Raw genomic sequence first — 20507 nt, 5'->3', positions numbered from 1 at the left:
GGCACCCCAACCCATTGGCTGGGCTGCGAGGCGTCACGTACGCGCGCTGACGAAAACTCGAGTGAGTTGATCTTGGAAGTCTGCGAGCACGACGGGTGTTCGGAGCCCAAGAAGGAGTGGTCAGGCAAGGGCGCCAAGCCCAAGTACTGCGCCGCTGGACACAAGAAGGAGAAGTGATCATGTCTGACACCGGATTCAGCGGCGACCCGTACCACGAGGGCGGCAGCCAGCCCATGGCCAGCCTGAAGGGCGGCATGGAGTCCCCGAACACGCAGATGCCTATGCAGGGTTCGAACTCTGGCGACACCGGCGGCAACACCGAGACGCCGAACATCGCGGGCTGGAACACCACCAGCCTTCAGCCAGGACACCCCACGACGGGCAGCAACGACAGCAACAAGGCGCACTAAGCCATGGCCCGCGGCGGATACAGGCAGCCGGACAGCCCGGCCCCCGTCAGCGGGCCGGGTGCACTGAGCAAGCGCACCGATGGCGGACCGGCCAGTCAGCCGGTCCGTGTGCCCAGCGGGGGTCAGTACGGCGACCGGCAGAACCTCCAGCAGCTCCAACAGTCGGCACCCATGGCCGCGTCCCCGGGCGGGGACGTCGGCGCCCCACAGCCAGCCGGGGACGTGACGGACGGCCTGATCGGCTTCGACCAGCCGACCCAGCAGCCGGATACCCCGGTGACGGCCGGGGCGGCGATGGGTGACGGTCCCGGGCCGGAGGCCCTGGGGCTGCCGAACCAGCCGGACGAAGACCTTCGGCGGCTCATTGCCTACCTGCCGGTCTTCGAGCACATGGCCAACCAGCCGAACAGCTCGAAGGCCGCCCGCAACCTCGTACGCCAGTTGAAGGGGATGGCCTGATGGATTGGTGGACGACGCTCGGAAACTACGTGTCGTTCTTCGACGACACGCCCGCACTGGCCTTCGACATGGCCATGAACGGGCCGAACGCCGATCACATCGGCTACGACCTGGCGTACGGCCTTCAGGCCGCACCTACCGCCATCGACGTATACCCCGCTGAGGACTCCTCCGCCGGCCCGGAGGTCTGATGGGTTTCGGTGACTTCCTCAAGAACCTCCGGGATGCCTCGATCGCCATCCCCATCATCGGAGGCTGGACGGCGGGCATAGGCGACGACGACAGGGACTCCGCGACAGCGAAGGCCCTGGACAAGTACGTTCTTGCGCCCGGCTCGAAGCCCATCGAGAAGGCGATGGAGGGCATGAACTGGGCCTACGACAATGGCGTCAGTCAGCCGCTCTCGACAACTCTCATGGCAGGCGAACTACCCGGCGGTCCCTTCCACGCCAGCAACTGGGCCAAGGCCTGGCATGCCGCCAATCACATCTCTCCCGGTCAGGCCTTCTTCCTCAACAGCCAGCAGACGGAGAAGGCCGTCAACTCCCCCCTCGTGTACGCCTCGCCCAGCGCGGCCTACCTGCCGCCTGACTGGAAGGATCTGCCGGACGAGCAACAGCAGGAGCTGCTGAAGAAGGCCGGTATGCCTGCCGTGGGCAACCAGTACATAGACTCTCTGCGCCGGGACAGCACCTTTTTCAAGTGGGCCTCGGGAGCAACGGACTTCGCTGCCCGCTGGTGGTTGGACCCCGCAGTCCTGGCGGGCAGGGCCGTGGGAGCAGTCCGGACCAAGTACATCGTCACGCCCCGCCCCAAGGGTGGTTGGACGAGCGGGAACATCGACTCGTTGATGAAGTCCTCGCGGATGGCGAAGGTCCAGGAGTTTTTGTGGAAGAACAAGGACCAGCCGGACCTGATCAACAACCTGTCGATGTTCAAGAAGTCGGCTCTGGGGCCCCGTGCCGGCGGCATCGTTTCGCAGCTCAAGACGCCTGATGAAGTGAACCTGTTCCTCCGAACCACGCTGGGGGATGTCACCGCCCGAGCGCGGCTTCAGGACGAGAACGCGTCGGCGGCGCTGCGCATGGACGCCGACAACTCCCGCTTGTCCCACCTGGAGCTGAACGTCATGCCGCGGGTCCAGGCGATGAACTCGCCGAACCTCGCGGCCATGGTCGAGCGCCGGATGGACCAGCTGCGAGACCGCATCGCGGCCGATGAAGACCTCACGGCCAGGTATGACGCCGCACTGAACCACTACGGCGAACTGGACGCTCTGAACCTGACGAGCCTTTCGCCCTCGCGCGCATACGCGCGGACCTCGAACCAGAGGCTTTACCGGACCGGACCGGCTCTTGGGTCGAGTGGCGGCACGCCCGGCGTGCTGAAGAAGAGCAGGATCTATGCCAGCGACTTCTTCGGCAGCTCCGCCACGATGGTGCGCGCCTTCGGTGAGAAGCACCCCAATGGCCTGATCGCCATCGACGACATCCACCCCGAAGCAGTGGATGAGCTGCGAGGGCAGATTGCCCGCATCCCGGGCATCGGCCCGGACATCCGTGCCGACCTGCTGAACAACTACCTGCGGACAACGAGCGAGGGCGAGCGTATGACCGCCCTGGACGAGATGCAGGCCCTGGCCGTCACAAAGATCGCCGAGCGGCACGGCTTCACTTATGACGAGGGCATGGCCCTGTACCGCGAGTACAGGAACAACATCACCCACGGCCAGGAGGAGTTGCGACGCTATTCGGGCGCGAACTTCGGCGCTCAGCGTCAGTCGGTGGACATCTTCGCCGCGGACCCCACCGGCACCCGCTTGAAGATCCACCCCAACATGGTCACCAAGCTGGCCAACGATCAAGTCCTGATCGACCTGACCGCCCTGGACAAGACACTTGCCCGGAACGCCTCCGCCCTCAAGGCGCTGCGCACGAGCAGGATCGGCAACCCGGACTGGCTGATCGACGGGATGGACCATCTGTCCCACCTGTGGAAGTTCAGCACCCTCTTCCGCCTCGGGTACATCCCCCGCGTCCTGTCCGATGATCTCCTGGGCCAGGTCGCCCGCCTCGGGGCCGCGACCATGGCGGCCCGCACCGGTTACGGCGTGAAGAACCTGGCCACCAACCTGGCCCACTGGCGCCCGGCCTCCCACTACGAGGCGGCAGAGGCTGCAGCCCGCCAGGGCGTCAAGTACGCGGACGATGAGATCACCAACCTTCAGCCGCAGGCCGATTCCCTTCGGCAGCGCATCGCGGCGACCGAGGCCGTACACACCTCGGACCTCAAGAAGGCGGAGGCGCGGGCCCAGCGGGCGCAGGCGAAGCTGACCACGATGAACCCCGCTGCGGACCCGGTGAAGTACGCGGCGATGCAGCAGCTGACGAACAAGCTGGGCGACCAGGTCACCGCCGCACAGAAGCGGCTAGCGAACCACTCGCCGCAGCGGAAGGCGGCCCTGGCCCAGCTTGATGACCAGTTGGACAACCTGAGGTCGCAGCGCGATGTCCAGACGACCGCGGCCGATGCCGCGAAGGAAGCGCGCAAGCGGGGCTTTCGCCAGTCTTCGCAGACCTACAAGCGCGTGGAAGTGGCCCCCGGTGTCGTCCTTCCGCCCGCCCTGGGCGGCGAACAGGGCGAGTACTACATGAAGCTGATCAGCTCAGACGATCAGCTGCGCACCATGCTCGCGCGGAACAAGCAGCTGATCCACAGCAACCTGCAGAAGTCGGCCAACACCATCGCGGCAGCACCGATCAGCTACCCGGGCACTGAGAAGACTTTCGTGGAGGCGTGGCACAAGGCGATCAACCACCAGATCATGCAGGACGAATTGGCCGTTCAGGCGGTTAAGGGCGCGAGCGCCAATCAGATGGCGCAGTGGCTGCGGAAGACGCCCGCCGGCCGGGCGTACCGCAAGCGGCTCGGGATCAAGTACGACACCCCCGAGAGGATCGCCGCCAGCGTCTGGCATGAGGTGGACGAGTACATACCGGATGTCTCGAACTTCCGCGACGCCGTCCTGAAGGGCGAAGCGGACATCGACTATCTGACCGACATGGCCAAGACCGGGGTGTACCCGCAGTACGTGCACAGCTCCCAGCTTGGCGAGGCCCTGGCCGGGTCAAACAACGCCGCGCGGGCCGCAGACCGCGTGATTGACTGGTGGTACAAGTGGGCCGCCTCGATCCCCGCGGACCGCATGAGCCGTCACCCGCTCTTCAACCAGCTGTATGAGGGCCACGCCAAGGCCCTGGCCTCACAGGAAATGAAGCAGGGCGTCAACCTCACCCAGGCAGACGCCGACCGCATCGCCGAGACGGCTCGCCGCCTGGCCCTGAAGGACACACGCAAGCTCGTCTTTGACATCGCCCACCGGACAGACGTGGCGCACGCCCTGCGCTTCACGTCCCCGTTCTACGCGGCGACCACCGAGGCATGGCAGCGGTGGGCACGCATCATCGCCGACCGACCCCAAGTAGTCGGTTACGCCAACGTCTTCTTCAACGCCCCCATGAGTTGGGGGTGGGCGCAGGACCAGGACGGCAACCAGATCCGTCGCGACGGCACGACCGAGGTCTACGACGACAAGACGGGCAAGCTGGTCAAGCGCTTCGTGCCGAAGTCTGAGCGCTACATCATGGCCCGGGTCCCGAAGTTCATCGCCAACGGGCCCATCGGCAAGGTGTGGGGCATGGACTCCTCGGGCTCATGGAAGATTTCTCAGGACTCCATGAACCTGATCACCCAAGGCGACCCCTGGTTCAACCCGGGCACTGGCCCGGTAGTGAGCATCCCCGCCTCGATGCTGGTCAAGGACAAGCCGAAGCAAGCGGAGCTGCTGCGCAAGCTGGGCGTGCTGCCCTTCGGGCCGACACCTGGCGGTGTCGGGGAAACGGTCGCTCAGCAAGCCTTGCCCGCGTACGCCCGAAACTTCCTCACCGCCTGGGATAGCTCTGACGAGCGATACCAGCGCATCAAGCTCCAGATCATGCAGCAGGCAGCCTACGAGCACGCCAACCTGGGCAAGCCCATGCCGACGGCGAAGGAGATCGCCGACCGGACCAGGAACTACTGGCTCTGGTCCGCGGCCACGGCCTTCACCCAGCCGTTCAGCACCCAGAAGCCGGACAAGTACCAGTTCTTCCGCGACCAGTACAACAACCTGCGCCGGAAGAACCCACTCACCGCGGATGAGGAGTACCTGAAGCGCTTCGGTGAGTCGCACTTCATCTTTGCTCAAGCCACCTCCGACAACGTGGCCGGCGTCCCGGCCACGATGAAGGCCGTTGAGCTTGAGAAGAAGTACGCGAACCTGATCGCCAAGAACCCCGAGCTGGCGGCCCTGATCGTCGGCCCCGAGGGCAACGGCCCCTTCTCGCCGGAAGCGTACGCCTATCAGCTGTCGACGCCGCTCGTTCCGGGCGGTGCGGAGATGCAGCGCACCAAGCTCAGCGCAGACGAGGCGATGAAGGAGAACCAGCGCCGTCTGGGCTGGGCCAAGTACACAAAGCTGATGAACACCGTCACCGCTCAGTTGCACTCGGCAGGCTTCGACTCCTTCGAGGATGAGGGCGCTGACCAGTTCAAGCAGCTGCGTTCCGCCGTGGCGAAGCTGTACGGAGACCCCTTGCTCCCCGACGGCAGCGACAACCCGTACTACAACGAGCAGTGGAGCAAGGACTACTACTCACTCGACCCAAAGCGGTATGACCGCATGATCCCCGGCCTCACGGCCGTGGCGAACTCAGAGTTGGCCAAGCAGCCGAAGCGCTCGGATCTGCGAGTCCTTCAGCAGTACCTCATGTTCCGTCGCGCAGTGACGACCGAGCTAGCCCGCCGTGACCAGGCGGGCGGATCTCTCGACCTTGGCGCCAAGGTCAATTCCGACCTGGCCACGGGCTGGGCGCGGGTTGTCGACGCGCTGATCGAGTCCAACACCAACTTCGGTGACCTGTACCACCGGTACCTGGCCAGGGACATGGGCCTGGACATCACGGGCCTGGCAAGCACGGAGGCGGCGTAATGGCCATCGCAAGCAGTGGCAAGGGCGGCTCTGGCGGAGGTGGCGACCTCGCTGCACTTCAGCAGTTGCTGGCCGCCAGCGGTTCATCCTCAAGCGGCTCCGGCCGGGTGTACATGGGGCAGACGTACGGGCAGTACGGCCCGCACGGCGGCTCCGGCAGCGTGGCCCCGCAGAGGAAGCCCACAGATCTGTGGGCGAGCGAGGATGAGGCTGCGCAGGACTTCTACACCTGGAACACCAAGAAGCAGGCCGATTTCCTGTCCAAGGGTGTTCTGTCCGGCATGCTCAAGATCGGGGACGGCCCCCTGGAGGCGGGCAAGCTCTGGAAGAAGCTCGTGAAGGAAGCGGCCCTCTACGGGGCCGCGGGCAAGAAGGTCAGCCCCTTCGACCTGATGGCGTCCTACGTGCAGGCCTCCGGCGGGGCCAACGCATGGAAAAATATGGGCGTCTGGGAGATCAACACCCAGACGGGCGAGCGGCGGTACACCGGTCCGGGCACCTACCTGGGCAACGGCAAGGCGCAGATGGTGGACACCCGGGTTGACCTGACCGACCCGGACACGGCCAAGGCCGTGGCCACCAAGCTGTTTCAGGATCTGATGGGCCGCGACCCCGGTGCGGGAGAGCTGACGAACTTCGCCAGCGCCTTGCACAGCGCAGAGCAGAACAACCCGGTCGTGGCCACGACGACCACGCAGTACGACATGGACACCGGCCAACAGCTCAGCTCCTCCACCACCTCCTCCGGTGGCGTCAGTGCCGAGGGCAAGCAGTACATCGGAGAGCAGCAGGTCAAGAAGAAGAAGGAGTACGGGGCCTTCCAGGCGGCCACCACCTACGCGAATGCGCTGGAGTCCCTTGTCTTCGGGTCGCCGGAGTAGGCCATGGCTCGTGGAGAGGACATCGCATCTCTGGCCAGGCAGTACCTGGGCTCTCAGTATGTGTGGGGTGGGGAATCCCCGGGCGGCTTCGACTGCTCGGGGCTGGTCGCCTACGTTTACGGCAAGCACGGCATTCAGCTGCCGCGCACCACGTACAACCAGATCATGGTGGGCGCCTCGGTGTCGCCAGACAAGCTCAGGCCCGGCGATTTGGTGTTCTTCGACACCGACCGGACGAAGAAGGGCCCTGACCACGTCGGCATCTACCTGGGCGGCGGCAAGTTCATCCACGCCAGCAACCCAGGTCAGGGCGTCAAGATCAGCTCACTGGCCGACTCGTACTACATGGACCGCTGGATGGGTGGTCGCCGGGTCCCCGGCGTCTCCGCCTCCCCGGACCCCAACGCCCTGACCGGCGAAGCGGCGCCCCAGCTGGACGCTCACGAGCTGGCCGAGACGTACGGGATGAGCTACGCCTTCTTCAAGAGCCAGCCCGAGCTGTTCAAGATGCTCAAGTCCGCGGTGAGCGGCCAGTGGACCCCGGACAAGTTCCAGGCCGAGATCAAGAACTCCAGCTGGTGGAAGAAGAACTCGGAGACCGTACGTCAGGCGCAGGTGCTCCAGAAGACGGACCCGGCCACCTACAAGGCCCAGATGGAGGCCGCCCGCGTGGCGGCCCGCAAGCTGGCCGTCCAGGCCGGCGCCATGCTCTCGGACAAGGCCGTCGAGAAGCTGGCCAAGGGCATGGTCTGGTTCGGCTGGCAGGACGCCCAGATTCAGAACTACGTCGGCCAGTACATCAAGTTCCAGGACCACGAAGTCCTGGGCGGCATGGCCGGGCAGGTGGCCCAGGCCATCAAGAACGAGGCCTACAAGAACGGCGTGGCCGTCACCAAGCAGTCGGTGCTGAACAACGCACAGTACGTCGTCCGCGGACTCACGACCATGGAGAAGATCCAGGCGAGCCTTCGTGAGCAGTCGGCCGGGCTGTATCCGGCCTTCGCGGAACAGATCAAGGCTGGCGCGGACATCCAGGATCTGGCCCAGCCCTACATCCAGACCGTGGCGACAGAGCTGGGCGTCCCCGAGACGGACGTCTCGGTCTTCTCGCCCAAGGTGAAGGCTGCCCTGAACCGGGCCAACGCCCAGGGCCAGCCCGAGGCCATGAACCTGAACGACTTCACACAGCTGGTCAGGAATGACCCGGCCTGGCGAAAGACCCAGTCGGCACAGGACAAGACGATGGCCGTAGGCCGACAAGTGCTCGCAGACATGGGGTTGGTGCACTGATGGCGCAGCCGAGCTTTGAAGCGTTCCTGTGGTCCATCACTCAGCAGGAGTCCGGCGGGAACTATCACGCACTCGGTCCGATGGTGGGCAATGACCGCGCCTATGGTCGGTACCAGGTCATGGGCGCGAATGTCGGGAACTGGACCGCGAAGTACTACGGGAAGCGGCTGACGCCCCAACAGTTCCTGAGTAACCCGCAGGCGCAGGACGCTGTGGTCCGTGGTGTCCTGGGCGGCTACTACAAGCGGTACGGCGCTGCTGGCGCTGCGGCGATGTGGTACTCAGGTCAGCCGAATCCCAACAAGAGCTACGGCAACCCGCCCGTCAGCACGTACGTGAGCAGCGTTATGACCCGAGCGCAGCGGTATTCGGGCCAGAGCGTAGGCGGTGGTGGTACCTACATGGGGACAGGCACTGTGACGCCCAAGCTCGACCGCGATGAACTGGCCTCTCAGTACGGTCTGACGTCCGCCCTGGTCAACTCCTCCAAGGAGTTGAAGTCGCTGTTCAACAAGGCGGTCTCTGGTCAGTGGTCGGCCGCCAAGTTCCAGGCATCGCTGAAAAACACGAAGTGGTGGCGTACGCAGTCCTCGACGCTGCGGAAGTACGTCACAACCAAGTTCACCGACCCGGCGACCTTCAAGCAGAACTGGTCCAACGGTCAGTACAAGATCAATCAGTTGGCGGTTTCCGTTGGTCTGGGCAACCAGATCTTGAAGGGCGGCAAGTCCACCAAGCTGCTCAAGGAGGCCATTTACAACAGCCTCGCCCTGGGCTGGTCGGACGACCGGATCAAGGATTGGCTGGGCGCCAAGGCCACGACCCATGGTGGCATCATGTGGGGCGAGGCTGGCGAGGCGTTCGACAAGTTGCACACGGCGGCCTACTTGAACGGCATGAAGTACAGCGGCGACTGGTACAAGAAGAACTCCGTGGCCATCGTCTCCGGGAAGACGACCCAGGAGACGGTGGAGGCCCAGGTTCGCAAGGCCGCCGCGGCCCGATATGGCGCCTTCAAGGATCAGATCCTGGCCGGGCAGAACGCTATCGACCTGGCCGCACCGTACATCAAGAGCGTATCCAGCTTGCTGGAGCTGCCAGAGACAGACGTGGACCTGTTCAACAAGCACGTCTCGGACGCCATGCACAAGGCCACGCCGCTGTGGCAGTTCGAGAACGAAGTGCGCAATGACCCGCTATGGCGGAAGACCAACAATGCCCGCGAGGGCATGATGACCGTCGCTCGCCAGGTGGCGAAGGACTTCGGATTGGCCTGGTGAGATGAGTACTCCTCCCGCTCAGAACGTTCCCGCCGACTTCCAGAACACCATTGACCTGCCTCAGGAGAGCATCGACCCGAAGGCAGTCGCCACGGCCAAGGGCAACCTAGCCAAGGAGAAGGTCAAGGGCCACCAGAACACCATCAATATCAACAAGGCTCATGCCAAGGTCAAAGGCCTCCAGGCGCAGCTGAAGAACAAGCACCTGACCTCCAGGCAGCGAACGTCCATCGAGGCCCAGCTCAAGCAGCAGGCTCATTTCATCAGCGCCCAAGCGACGGCGCGTAGTGCCTCGATCAAGCAGCAGACGACCTTGCAGAACAAGGTCTACGAGGTCTCGGGCCAGTACGACAAGCTTCTGAAGGGTGAGAACCGGGATGCCTTCCTGGCGCTCAAGTCTCTGTTCAACACGTACGGCTTGGGCTCTCTGGCCGGGCGCATCTACGACTACGTCAAGCAGGGCTACGGGGCCGACACGATCTCGCTCTTGCTTCAGGACACCCCGGAGTACAAGAAGCGCTTCGCGGCCAACGAGGCCCGCGCGAAGGCGGGGCTGGCTGTGCTGTCGCCGGCTGACTACCTGGCGACCGAGGCGGCCTACCGCCAGGTGCTCAGCTCCGCTGGGCTACCCAAGGGCTTCTATGACGATGCGGCCGACTTCCAGAAGTGGATAGCCTCGGACGTCTCACCGACCGAGATCAAGGACAGGGTGGACCTAGCCACGGCCGCGGTCGGTCAGTCCAACCCGGCGTACCGGCAGGCGCTGCATCAGATGTACGGCATCAACGAGGCCGACTTGACGGCCTATTTCCTGGACAGGAAGACAGCTGAGCCGATCTTGAAGAAGCAGGCCGCAGCTGGTGCCATCGGCGCCGCTGCCCTGCGCCGCGGCTTCGGCGTAAACAAGCTGGACCTGGAGGGCTACGCCACGCTGGGCATCACGGCCGACCAGGCAGAGCAGGCCTACAGCCAGATCGCCGACGGCTTCGAATCCATGCTGGGCATCGCCGGGCGCTATGGCACGAGCTGGAGCCAGCGCGAGGCGGAGCAAGAGGTGTTCACCCCGGGCGCTGCCGCTTCCGTCGGGACGGAGTCCGCGGCCGAGAAGGGCAAGCGGCTCCGCTCGCAGGAGCGGGCCGCCTTCGCGGGCTCTCAGGGCTCTTCCGTGGCTGGCCTGAACCCTGGGTATTCTCAGACCTGACCCGCGGGAGACACCCGCGACACCTGGCGGTGACGGCCCAAGCCCTCGACTTCGGTTGGGGGCTTTGTGCTGTCCGGAAGAAGCCGATACGGGATTTAACTACCACTGCTAGCTAAATCTGATCGGCAGGGTTACAGTCCCGCGCCGACGGACCGACCGGCCCCGTCCACGACAAGGCCGGGAGCGGAGCGCGAAGCCATCCCCCGGTGGCGTAGCTGGCCGCGACAGAGACACGGGAGTGGCAGTGAGTGAGTACAGCTTCGGCAGCTTCGACCCAGACGACATGTCGGGAGCTGGGGAGCCTCAGCCCATGGACCAGGGACCCAAGTGGTTCCGCGAATACATGGACAAGGTATCCGGACAGCTGAAGGCCATTCAGGCAGAGAACGAGGCCCTGAAGGCCGAGAAGAAGCAGCAGGCCGTAGCCGACGCGCTCAAGGCGAAGGGATACGCACCGCAGGCCGCAGGCCTGTTCTCGGGCGATCCCGCCCAGCTGGACGAATGGCTGACCGCCAATGGCGGCGCCCTGGCCAAGCTCCCCGCCGCTCCCGGTGAGGGCGAGCCAGGCGAGCAGGCCCCTTCAGGGCCGCCGGCCTCCACCGTTCCGGCTGATGGTCAGGAGCAGATGCAGCGCATGCAGGAGCAGGGCACGCAGGGCGTAGCCCCTCCCGCTGGCACGGACAACGAGATCGCTGCGGCCCTGAAGGCCGCAGGCGACTACGAGGCTTTCGCCAAGCTGATGCAGTCTCACGGCTCGCCGTACGACTGGAACTCCTGACCTCTCCCCGTCCCTACGGCATCCCCACTTGGGGGGTGAGAGGCCATGGCTAACGCCTTTACCGATACCTCAGCAATGAGCAGCGCCGTCCAGACGGCGTATGACAAGACCTTTGAGTTCGCTCTGCGTTCTCAGCCGATGTTCCGCGCGGTTGCTGACAAGCGTCCGGTGTCCACTACTGCGCCCGGCGGCTCCATCGTTCTGGAGCGCTACCAGGATTTGGCTACCGCCACTTCCGCGCTCACGGAGACGGTCGACCCGGACTCCGTGGCGATGGGCAACCCCACCACGACCACCATCACGCTCAACGAGTACGGCAACCCGGTCCTTCGGACCCGGAAGCTGTACCTCTACAGCCTGACGGACGTGGACCCCGCCATCGCGAACATCATCGCGTACAACATGGCGGACTCCGTTGACGTCATCGTGCAGACCGAGCTTCGCTCAGGCACGAATGTGGTCCAGAGGAAAGCCGGCACGGTGAGCTACGTGACCACGGGTACGGTCTCCACTCCCGTGGGCACCACGATGACCACGACGGATACGTTCAACTCGGCTATCGCCCGCCTGGCTACGGCCAAGCTGCGCACCAACAAGGCCGTCCCGAGGAAGGGAAGCCTGTACTGGTGCGCCATCCACCCCGAGGTCTCTCACGACCTTCGGGCGGAGACTGGCGCGGCTGCCTGGCGTGACCCGCACAACTACAGCGCGGCCGGGAACATCTGGGCCGGTGAGATCGGCGCCTACGAGGGCGCGTTCTACATCGAGTCGCCCCGCTGCTACAACGCCGTGGACGCCGGTACCGGTGACAACACACTGCGCCGTTTCCGCACGTACTACGCGGGCCAGCAGGCCCTGGCGGAGGCTGTGGCGGATGAGTTCCATGTGGTGGCCGGGCCGATCGTCGACAAGTTGGCGCGCTTCCGGCCTCTGGGCTGGTACGGCGTGGCCGGCTGGAAGATCTACCGGAACGAGGCCCTTGTCAGGGCCGAGACGACGTCTTCCATCGACAGCTCCTGATGGCCACCTGGACGTTCCGGACCCCGTCAGTGGACGAGGGTCCGGCGTCCTGGGAAGACCGCCTGTTCCTCCGGGTCAAGCTTGCGCGCGGAATCACCATCCTGGAGGGCCCGCCCGGCACGTACCGGGCGGCGCGGTTCCCCACCCAGGACGAGATCGCAGCGTCTGCCCCCGGCATGTACATGGGCGGCCACGAATACGTGGTCGACGACGCCACGAAGGCCGCGCTGATCGCGGCCGGCGTGGGCGTGACCAACGCGAACTTCACGCTCATCTCGTAGGAGGCGGCCATGGCCGCGAACTGCTGCCCGACCGGTGATGGCGGCAACAGCAACATCACGAATCAGGACGAGTGCCTGATCCTGGCGGCGACCATCGCCGCCGTACCGATCCAGAACACTGCGCTTGGTACCGAGGATGACTCGCACGTCTCCATCGGCTACCGCGACGCGGACGTTGCGGGGTCCTGATGGCCTGCCGTACCGGCTGCCCGACCCCGGGCAAGCACAAGAGTTGGGGCGAGTGTGCTCGCTCCGCCAACCTGCGTGTCGCGTACTGCGGCATCGGTGGCGGGGATGCCACCGAACAGAACAAGTGGGATCAGGAACTGGAGCTGTACCGCTCGGCACGCCGCCAGGGCATCCGGCCCGATGGCACCAAGACGAGTCAGATCATGCGGGCCATCAAGGCATCCGACGCCATTGGAGCGGCGTACGGTCGCGACTTCAGTGCGGCCGCCCCCATGCCCGCCGGGGCGGAGGTGGCCTGATGCCAGAGATGAAGGTCTACACCGGCCCCCTTGCCAACGCCTCCATGGGGTCGGCCAAGGCCGCGACGTCGGTCACGGCAGGTCAGGCACTCGTGACGTCCCTGCCGCCCAGCGGCAGGGGGCTGTACCGCGTCAACGTCGTGGCCTACCTCTCGGCAGGCACACCGGCGGCAGCCGACAACGGCAACTTGGAGTTCCGCTTTGGCGGCACGGCTCTGTCCTCGATCCCGCTTGTGCCGGCGCTGAACGTCGTGACGTCGTGGGAAACAACGTTCACCTCCGACGGGTCCACGAACTTCTCCGTCAACGCCACCGGCAACGGCACCGCCGGCGTGGCCTACAACGTGTTCTTCACGGCCACGAAGGTGGGCGACTGAGGTGACCACCTTCGATCAGCTCGTCAAGCAGGTGCGCCAGCAGCTGTTGGGCTTCGCCCTCAATCAGGAGTCGGTCAGCGAGCTGTCAGTGTCCATGACGGCCGGAGACACCACCTTCACCTGTGATGCGTCCACCGTGACCAACCTCAGCCGCGGCCTGGTGGAGATCGACGATGAGCTGATCTTGGTAAAGACCTTCGACCAGACGTCTGGCGTCGTCTCCGTCATGGGCCTGACGAACGGCCGCGGGTACGAGGGCACCACGGCTGCAAGTCACAGCGCCCACACTCTGGTGACCTCCAACCCGGCCTTTCCTCGGGCCCGGATCAAGGAAGCCATCAATCAGACGATCACGACCCTGTACCCGGAGCTGGTGGTGTTCTCCTCCACGGAGATCACCAAGCTTGCCCCGCAGGTCGAATACGAGCTGCCCTCAGACTGCTCTGACGTCTGGTACGTCACGGGCCAGCTGATCGGCCCGTCCAAGGTGGCGCAGCCTCTGCCGAACTGGCGGTACAACCCCAAGGCCAGGACGGCGAACTTCCCCTCGGGGAAGTCCATCCAGATCCTGGACTACGTCACCGCTGGCCAGGCGGTGAAGGTCGTCTATGCCAAGCCGCCCACCCAGCTGGCCAACAACTCGGACGACTTCGCGGCCACCACCGGCTACCCGGACCGGTACACGGACCTGGTGGTCTACGGCACATGCATGCGCCTGCTGCCTGCCCTGGAGTCCGCACGCCTCCAGCAGCAGAGCGTGGAAGCCACCGAGCGGGCTCCACTGGTGCCGCCCGCATCGGCGGCCAAGGCCATGGCGATGTATGCGCAGCTGTACCAGCAGCGCCTTGCAGAGGAGCGGGACCAGCTCTACGCCGACGTCCCCAATTACGCGTTCTTCCAGGGGAGCTGACGTGGCCAACGCAGTCTTCTACTCCAACGTGGCGCAGCAGACGACCTTGTCAGGGTCGATCTCCTCGGGCGCCACGTCCATCACCGTGGGCGCCACCACCGGCTTCCCCGGCTCTTTCCCGTACACGCTGGCCTTGGACTATGGGGCGGCCACGGAAGAGCTGGTGTCGGTCACGGCAGCGGCCGGAACCACGCTCACGATCACCCGCGGATACGGCAGCACGAGCGCCCAAAGCCACAGCCTGGGCGCCGTAGTGCGCCACGTCTACGACGCCACGGATGCCACGGCCTTCCGCACCCATGAGGCCGCCACGGTCGCCGTGCACGGCGTCACGGGCACGATCGTGGGCACGAGCGACACACAGACGCTCAGCAACAAGACCCTCACGTCTCCGACCATCAACGCCGGTGCTCTATCTGGCACCTTCACAGGCAGTCCCACCCTGTCGGGCAACGTCAGCTTCTCGGGGTCGCCCACCTTCTCCGGTAGTCCAACGTTCTCCGGCACGGCCAACCACACAGGCGCCATCCAGTCGACGCAGTCCGCATCAACCAACGTGAGTCTGGCGGCAATTGCCACGGGCGACACCTTCGACCGCTTCCGCGCCTACGCCAGCGGGCTGCACGAGTGGGGCCCGGGAAACGGGGCGAGGGACACCAACCTCTACCGTTCGGCCGCGGACACCCTGGCCACGGACGACTCTTTCTCCGTGGGCGGCGCCCTGTCGGTGACAGGCGACATCTCGGCCGGGGCCACCACCTGGACGAGCTTTACGCCCACATGGACCATCGGAGGCAGCCCGGCGACAAGCACCAACGTCGGGTGGTACAAGAAGCTCGGCAAGGTCGTTTGGTTTGAGGTCTACACCACTTGGAGCGCCAACGGCTCTGGAACCTCACAGATTTCGTTCAACTTGCCCAGCACTCCCTTCCGGGACGGTAACGGAGCCAGCACCACTCGTCAGCTCGCCGCGGGCGGCTGGGCCGTCACGCTCAACGTGGCGTCAAACGGCGCGATCATGGCGCAGGTTCTCGCCGGTGGCACGGGAGGCACCTGCGTGATTGCCTTCTACGACACCTCGTCGTTCCAAAGTCAGTACATCGCCAATGGCACGATCATGACCCTTCAGGGCTGGTACCGGGAGGCGTAAATGGCGGGCATCGTCTCGCGGCTGCCGTTCCCCCTGTCGGGGCGAACGGCCACGGCCTCAACCTCCTTCGCCCTGGCCGGCGTCCAGTACGCCTACGCGATCGGCGGCATGCCCTGGCTGTCGGCCATCTCCGATGACCGGGTGATGACCCGGGCCGGAGCGCAGGTCAGGAAGGACCAGTTCGACAACCAGAGGGAGCCGGGAGAACAGTCCTTGGCTAACTGGTGGCTGAGGTCTCAGGCCACCTTCATCGGCGGGGAAGGCCTGCTCTACCAGGACCCCGACCAGGTCCAGGTGGCCAACCTTCAGAACCGCCACGCCATCCAGTACGGCCACTCTGTGGGCCTGAACCCGTGGACGAACGGCAAGCTGACGCTTCTGCGCCGCACGACACAGCGCATTGCCGACGCCTCCGCCAACAAGCACATGGTGGTGGGCTACAACGACGGCACGGACCGCTACTGGTCGGCCGTGGGCAACGTGCTGAAGAGCGACGACGGCACGACCGCCACCACGGTGACTTGGGGCGGGGCCAACACGATCCGGGCTCTGGCCTCCGACGGCACGGCGTACTACGCCGCAGACAACGTGCAGGTCTACAAGGGCACCGGTGCCGGTGCAGGGGCCGCCTGGTCGGCCACGGGCACCGCGAACGTGTGCCTGGGCTGGGCCAAGGGCCGCATGATGCTGGGCCTGGACAACAAGCTGTATGAGCTGAACGCCGCGGGCGTGCAGACGCTGCGCTTCACGCACCTCAACAGCGCGTGGACCTGGACAGCCATAGCGGAGGGCACCAACGCCATCTACGCCGCCGGCTATGCCGGCTCTCAGGGCGCCATCTACAAGTTCGTGCTGGACTCCTCGGGCAATGTCCCCACGCTGGCTAGCGGCGGCATCCAGACCGCACAGCTCCCGCTGGGCGAGGTCGTGTACAGCCTGACCACCTACCTGGGGACGTTCGTCGGCATCGGCACGAACAAGGGCTTCAGGGTCGGTGAGATCGACTCCAACGGGGACATCGCCTATGGCCCGCTGCTCATCTCCAACAGCTCCGGCGTCAAGGCCATCGCGGCCTATGACCGGTTCTTCTTCGTCGCGGCAACGAACGGCATCGACTCGAAATCCGGGCTGTACCGGGTGGACCTCGGTCAGCCGGTACAGGACACCAGCTCAGCAGCCGGCGGGCGCTTCGCGTACGCCACGGACTTGCAGTCCGCCGTGACCGGCGAAGTGGTCTCTGTGACCAACTTCGGCAACAGCGACCGCATGGCTTTCTCGGTGGTCGGCCAAGGGGCCTACCTGGAGCACGCCACAGACAAGGAGTCGACCGGATACCTGACCACGGGACGGATCAGGTACTCCACTCTTGAGCCCAAGATCTTCAAGTTCATCACCGTCAAGACTCCTACCACTCTCATGGGCTCCGTCGGCGTCTCGGTGATCGAACCGGGAGGCTCGGAGACCTCCATCCTGACCATTTCCCAGGGTGGCAGCGCGGTCATTCAGGACGTGGTCCTGGCCGCGCCGGCCACGGCCGTGGAGTGGGTGCAGCTGAAGCTGACCCTGGCCCGCTCGGGCACGGACACCTCGCAGGGTGGCGAGGTGAACGGCTGGCAGCTCAAGGCCATGCCCGGAAGCGTGCGTCAGAGGGTCTTCACGGTGCCCCTGCTCTGCTTCGACAAGGAGAAGACGGCCTCGGGCCAGACCGTGGGCTACGAGGGCCGCACCCTGGCCCGCCTCCAGGCCTTTGAACAGCTCTTCGCCCGCGGTGACGCGGTCGCCTTCCAGGACCTGAAGAACGACCAGAGCTACCTGGTAGTCATCGACGACTACCGCTACGAGCAGCGAGCCCAACCGGGCTCGAACCTGTCCAACTACGGCGGTGTGTTGTGGGTCGAACTCCGCACCATTGCGGACGTGGTGACAGCGTGATGTGGCCGCCGGACAGGGTCATCATCGCCCCCGCCAATGAGGGCGAGCGAGAGGCCGTGAGGACCGCTCAGCGGGCTCTGAGCCTGGATGTGACCGGAGACATGGACGCGGCCACGAAGACCGCCCTGCGGGGCGTACAGCAGCTCTTCCGTCTGCCCGTGACGGGAGTTCTGGACAGGGCTACGGCTGAGGCCCTGGACCAACTCAAGCACCCGTCCTTGAGGGGAGACGAATGAGATCGACTGTCTTGCAGCTGGGCATAGCCAGCCTGGTCATCGCCGGCTTCGTGGTCCTGACCCTGAAGGGGTCGGACACCAACAGCTTTGTGGCGCTGGTGGCGCCCATCCTGGGCGCCGTGTTCGTGATCAACCACCTGGACCACCGGTCCGACAGGCAGGACGAGGCTCTGGCGACGATCACGCGTCAGACGAATGGCGTCCTGGACGAACGGATCAAGGAAGGTGTGAAGCAGGCGTTGGCGGAGCGTGAAGGGGCGAACACAGAATGATGAATGTCAGTGGCAATGGGTACTTTTACTAATGGCTTGGCAGCCAACGTGCCCGTTCTGAACGCGGGCACAAAAAAGGAGCCCCCGGCCATCAGGCCGGGGGCTTCCTTTTGCGCGGACCGCGGGACCTGAGGCAGTAGGCCCGGCGCTGCGCGCTCCCCTTGGGACGCCGCCCCGGGGAGAGGTTCCGGGTGATGAGGCCGGAGGCCGGAGCGACCCCCTCATGCTACGTCGCCGGTACGTCGGCCTCGTCAACCGTGATGCGCTTGGTGAAGGTCTTGATCTCCTTGCGCGTGTACTTGACCAGCATCAGCACATCCTCAGGCCTACCGGGGGCCACCTGCCGGGCTGCCGCCATGCCTTGCTCTCGGTTGGAGAACGTTGTGTCCATGCCGCTGGCGATCACACGCCCGTCTTTCGTCTCGATCTGGAACCACTCGCTGTCAGCCACCGGCTTCCTCCTCCTTTCCTCCACGGCCCACGGTGCAGTCCATCTTGTGTCCCTGACTGCGTCTGCACTCAGGGCATGGCTTCTTGCTCATCCCTGCTCTCCCGGCGGGATCATCTCCCACTCGCCCTTGCGGTCCTCCGGCAGCTCCGGCGGAGCCGGCGGGACGACCGCGGCCCAGCCGTTGCCGGTCTGGCCATCCGCCATCGACGGTTGGGCGGTCTGGGCCCTGCCCAACGCCATGCCTGGAACGCGCTCCGGCAAGGGCTGCTTGTCCTCCTCGCCCTCCACGAAGGCGATTACCTTCCGCATGGTGCTGATCAGCCGCTCTTCGCCGTCCTCGCTCTTGACGGTCCAAGAAGCGGTCATGTTGTCGTCCGTGTAGGTGAAGGTCACCGCAGTCTTATTGAGCTTCAGGGTCAGCGCCATCGGCGCCCTCCTCGTTGATGACAGGCAGCACCTGGACGATCCCAGCCACGGGGCCCAGGTGATGCTGAATGACCAGGGCTCCGTCCACGGCGCGCACGGCGGCGTCACCAGAAACGGCCACCTCGTAGAGGTGACCGTTCACGGAGTACGCCACGGCGTACGGGGGTCGCTTGTCTGGCTGGGGCGGGGGCGGTTGCGTGGGCTCCTGGTAGCAGGGGCCGCCCCAAGGGCACTCCGGGTGCCCGCACACGGGCGGCGCCTCCTCTTCCTCCTCGGAGGTCATGGGGGGCTCATCCGAGCAGTCTTCGCAGGCCATCGGTCCCTTCCTTCACGTAGATCGAATTGCCGTCCTCGCCCAGCGGGAAGCGCAGCGGCCTGGCCTTCACCTCGCGGGCCAGAAGCCCGTTCAGCTTGGCCCCGGCCTTGTCGCCATCCCCGGCGCTGTAGACCACCTCGAAGTCCTCCAGGCAGCGGGCAAAGTGCTTCTGCCAGGCCTCGATGCCGGGCACGCCCACGGCGGGGATACCGGCCAGGGAGAAGGACATGGTGTCCATCTCGCCCTCGCATACGACGATGGAAGACGAGTCCTTCTTGAGGTCCAGGACGTTGTACAGGTTTGTCTCGGACGCATTCGCAGACAGGTACTTGGGGCAGTCCATCGCCTTGCAGTCGTGCGGCTGGAGGCAGCGGAAGCGGATGTTCACGACCCCGGAGGGGGTCAGGTAGGGGATGGCCAGCCGGCCGGAGTACTGCTCATGCCCGACCAGCGGGCGTCTCACGACGCCCAGGCGGAACGTAGCGGCGTCCGCGGGGCTGAGCCCCCTCGTCTTCAGGTAGGCCAGGGCGGCGGTATCGCCGGACAGATCGGTCTGGTACGTCGTGGCCGCCTGCTCGAAGAATCTCCTCTGCTCGGCGGAGAGCGTCTGCAAGGTCGCAGCCCTCCATGAGTTGTACGAGCTTCACCGCGGTACCGGAGGCGCCGCAGGCGAAGCAGTGGAAGACGCCCTTCTCGACTGAGACGGACATGGATGCACGGCGTTCGCCGTGCACGGGGCAGAGCACCAGCTCATTGCCCCAGCGGCCTTCATGGAGGTCTACGCCGTAGTGGGCGAGGACAGGAGCGATGGGAAGAGCAGGAAACTGACGGCCAGCTGAAGATCCATACGTGCCCAACCTTCGGCTCCTCCCGCTCCGATCACGTCCCAAGGAAGGTACGCGTCCCACTCCTTCACGGGCTTGTACGCCCGTTTGACGACCAGCACGCACTGCGCAGCGTCGGCGTTACGCCGCTCGGTCAACGTCTCCCGCTGCCACTTGGCCAGCTCCTGCCGCTGCGCGGCCTTGACCTCCACGACCACACCGGGAATCCCGGCCACGTCGCCCTTGTCCTTGTTGCCGGACAGGGCCCGCCGCTCCGCGGTCGGCCACCAGTTCTTGAGGTAGTTGACTACCTCGCGTTCTGCGGCCGTGCCCTTGGCCTTGCTCTTGCTGCTCACAGGCACCGCCGGGCGTGGTCGTCGGCGTAGTGAAAGGCAGAGGCCCATGAGCCGTGAGGGAAGCCGGACGTGGGAGTACTGACCGGCCTGCCCGGACAGTGGTGCTCCCAGGTCCACCAAGGGCCCTGCTTGAAACAGCG

Annotated in this window: 23 protein-coding genes and 1 pseudogene; 19 read left to right on the top strand and 5 right to left on the bottom strand. The window is 65.3% G+C overall.

The annotated features are described in order from the left end of the window. Window positions 1-179: 179 nt before the first annotated feature. From ACFYZQ_RS33905 to ACFYZQ_RS33815, 19 genes are all read left to right on the top strand, one after another. Window positions 180-410, top strand: coding sequence for a hypothetical protein (locus ACFYZQ_RS33905; RefSeq protein WP_389156266.1), 231 nt, complete (start codon window positions 180-182; stop codon window positions 408-410). A gap of 108 nt (window positions 411-518) precedes the next feature. Next, complete coding sequence (locus tag ACFYZQ_RS33900) at window positions 519-869, top strand: hypothetical protein (RefSeq protein WP_389156263.1); 351 nt, start codon at window positions 519-521, stop codon at window positions 867-869. Beyond that, entirely contained in the window at window positions 869-1060 is a 192-nt protein-coding gene (locus tag ACFYZQ_RS33895; protein ID WP_389156260.1) for a hypothetical protein, read from the top strand. The genes ACFYZQ_RS33900 and ACFYZQ_RS33895 overlap by 1 nt, the downstream gene beginning before the upstream one ends. Next, a complete protein-coding gene (locus tag ACFYZQ_RS33890; RefSeq protein WP_389156258.1) occupies window positions 1060-5898 on the top strand; it encodes a hypothetical protein in 4839 nt (1612 codons plus the stop codon). The genes ACFYZQ_RS33895 and ACFYZQ_RS33890 overlap by 1 nt, the downstream gene beginning before the upstream one ends. Then, window positions 5898-6779, top strand: a complete 882-nt coding sequence (locus tag ACFYZQ_RS33885) for a hypothetical protein (protein ID WP_389156255.1) — start codon at window positions 5898-5900, stop codon at window positions 6777-6779. Before ACFYZQ_RS33890 ends, ACFYZQ_RS33885 begins: the two co-directional genes overlap by 1 nt. A 3-nt stretch (window positions 6780-6782) precedes the next feature. Next, window positions 6783-8069 (top strand): C40 family peptidase, encoded by a 1287-nt coding sequence (locus tag ACFYZQ_RS33880; RefSeq protein ID WP_389156252.1) that lies wholly within the window; start codon window positions 6783-6785, stop codon window positions 8067-8069. Beyond that, window positions 8069-9349 (top strand): hypothetical protein, encoded by a 1281-nt coding sequence (locus ACFYZQ_RS33875; RefSeq protein ID WP_389156250.1) that lies wholly within the window; start codon window positions 8069-8071, stop codon window positions 9347-9349. Before ACFYZQ_RS33880 ends, ACFYZQ_RS33875 begins: the two co-directional genes overlap by 1 nt. 1 nt (window position 9350) lies before the next feature. Further along, complete coding sequence (locus tag ACFYZQ_RS33870; RefSeq protein ID WP_389156247.1) at window positions 9351-10550, top strand: hypothetical protein; 1200 nt, start codon at window positions 9351-9353, stop codon at window positions 10548-10550. Window positions 10551-10860: 310 nt separating this feature from the next. Continuing rightward, a complete protein-coding gene (locus ACFYZQ_RS33865; RefSeq protein WP_389156244.1) occupies window positions 10861-11328 on the top strand; it encodes a hypothetical protein in 468 nt (155 codons plus the stop codon). Between the two features lie 45 nt (window positions 11329-11373). Next, window positions 11374-12348 carry a N4-gp56 family major capsid protein gene (locus ACFYZQ_RS33860; protein ID WP_389156242.1) on the top strand — a complete coding sequence of 325 codons (975 nt, stop codon included), beginning with the start codon at window positions 11374-11376 and terminating at the stop codon, window positions 12346-12348. Further along, complete coding sequence (locus ACFYZQ_RS33855; protein ID WP_389156239.1) at window positions 12348-12629, top strand: hypothetical protein; 282 nt, start codon at window positions 12348-12350, stop codon at window positions 12627-12629. Before ACFYZQ_RS33860 ends, ACFYZQ_RS33855 begins: the two co-directional genes overlap by 1 nt. 9 nt (window positions 12630-12638) lie before the next feature. Next, entirely contained in the window at window positions 12639-12818 is a 180-nt protein-coding gene (locus tag ACFYZQ_RS33850; protein WP_389156237.1) for a hypothetical protein, read from the top strand. Further along, the gene (locus tag ACFYZQ_RS33845) at window positions 12818-13117 is read left to right on the top strand and encodes a hypothetical protein (protein WP_389156234.1); all 300 of its coding nucleotides are present in this window, start codon (window positions 12818-12820) and stop codon (window positions 13115-13117) included. Before ACFYZQ_RS33850 ends, ACFYZQ_RS33845 begins: the two co-directional genes overlap by 1 nt. Beyond that, window positions 13117-13494, top strand: a complete 378-nt coding sequence (locus ACFYZQ_RS33840) for a hypothetical protein (RefSeq protein WP_389156232.1) — start codon at window positions 13117-13119, stop codon at window positions 13492-13494. The genes ACFYZQ_RS33845 and ACFYZQ_RS33840 overlap by 1 nt, the downstream gene beginning before the upstream one ends. 1 nt (window position 13495) lies before the next feature. Continuing rightward, window positions 13496-14404 carry a hypothetical protein gene (locus ACFYZQ_RS33835; protein ID WP_389156229.1) on the top strand — a complete coding sequence of 303 codons (909 nt, stop codon included), beginning with the start codon at window positions 13496-13498 and terminating at the stop codon, window positions 14402-14404. 1 nt (window position 14405) lies between these two features. After that, window positions 14406-15554, top strand: coding sequence for a hypothetical protein (locus tag ACFYZQ_RS33830; RefSeq protein WP_389156227.1), 1149 nt, complete (start codon window positions 14406-14408; stop codon window positions 15552-15554). After that, complete coding sequence (locus ACFYZQ_RS33825; RefSeq protein ID WP_389156225.1) at window positions 15555-17486, top strand: hypothetical protein; 1932 nt, start codon at window positions 15555-15557, stop codon at window positions 17484-17486. Next, on the top strand, window positions 17486-17722 hold the full coding sequence (locus ACFYZQ_RS33820; RefSeq protein WP_389156408.1) for a peptidoglycan-binding domain-containing protein: 237 nt from the start codon (window positions 17486-17488) through the stop codon (window positions 17720-17722). Before ACFYZQ_RS33825 ends, ACFYZQ_RS33820 begins: the two co-directional genes overlap by 1 nt. Further along, on the top strand, window positions 17719-17994 hold the full coding sequence (locus tag ACFYZQ_RS33815; RefSeq protein ID WP_389156222.1) for a hypothetical protein: 276 nt from the start codon (window positions 17719-17721) through the stop codon (window positions 17992-17994). The genes ACFYZQ_RS33820 and ACFYZQ_RS33815 overlap by 4 nt, the downstream gene beginning before the upstream one ends. A 226-nt stretch (window positions 17995-18220) precedes the next feature. On the opposite strand, the gene ACFYZQ_RS33810 is transcribed toward ACFYZQ_RS33815, so the two are convergent. The 5 genes and pseudogenes from ACFYZQ_RS33810 to ACFYZQ_RS33790 form a co-directional block, all read right to left on the bottom strand. Next, complete coding sequence (locus tag ACFYZQ_RS33810) at window positions 18221-18445, bottom strand: hypothetical protein (protein ID WP_389156220.1); 225 nt, start codon at window positions 18443-18445, stop codon at window positions 18221-18223. A gap of 87 nt (window positions 18446-18532) precedes the next feature. Further along, the gene (locus ACFYZQ_RS33805) at window positions 18533-18871 is read right to left on the bottom strand and encodes a hypothetical protein (RefSeq protein WP_389156217.1); all 339 of its coding nucleotides are present in this window, start codon (window positions 18869-18871) and stop codon (window positions 18533-18535) included. A 290-nt stretch (window positions 18872-19161) separates the two neighbouring features. After that, complete coding sequence (locus ACFYZQ_RS33800; RefSeq protein ID WP_389156215.1) at window positions 19162-19800, bottom strand: toprim domain-containing protein; 639 nt, start codon at window positions 19798-19800, stop codon at window positions 19162-19164. 34 nt (window positions 19801-19834) lie between these two features. Then, window positions 19835-20044, bottom strand: a pseudogene (locus ACFYZQ_RS33795) (CHC2 zinc finger domain-containing protein); the annotation flags it as partial. Further along, the gene (locus ACFYZQ_RS33790; protein WP_389156212.1) at window positions 19966-20367 is read right to left on the bottom strand and encodes a hypothetical protein; all 402 of its coding nucleotides are present in this window, start codon (window positions 20365-20367) and stop codon (window positions 19966-19968) included. The pseudogene ACFYZQ_RS33795 and the gene ACFYZQ_RS33790, both read right to left, overlap by 79 nt. Between the last annotated feature and the right edge of the window lie 140 nt (window positions 20368-20507).

The organism is Streptomyces sp. NPDC001843, from assembly GCF_042891955.1.
GTDB lineage: Bacteria > Actinomycetota > Actinomycetes > Streptomycetales > Streptomycetaceae > Streptomyces.
Note: the sequence above shows the minus strand (reverse complement) of the source record. Positions and strands in the feature narration are given on the sequence as shown.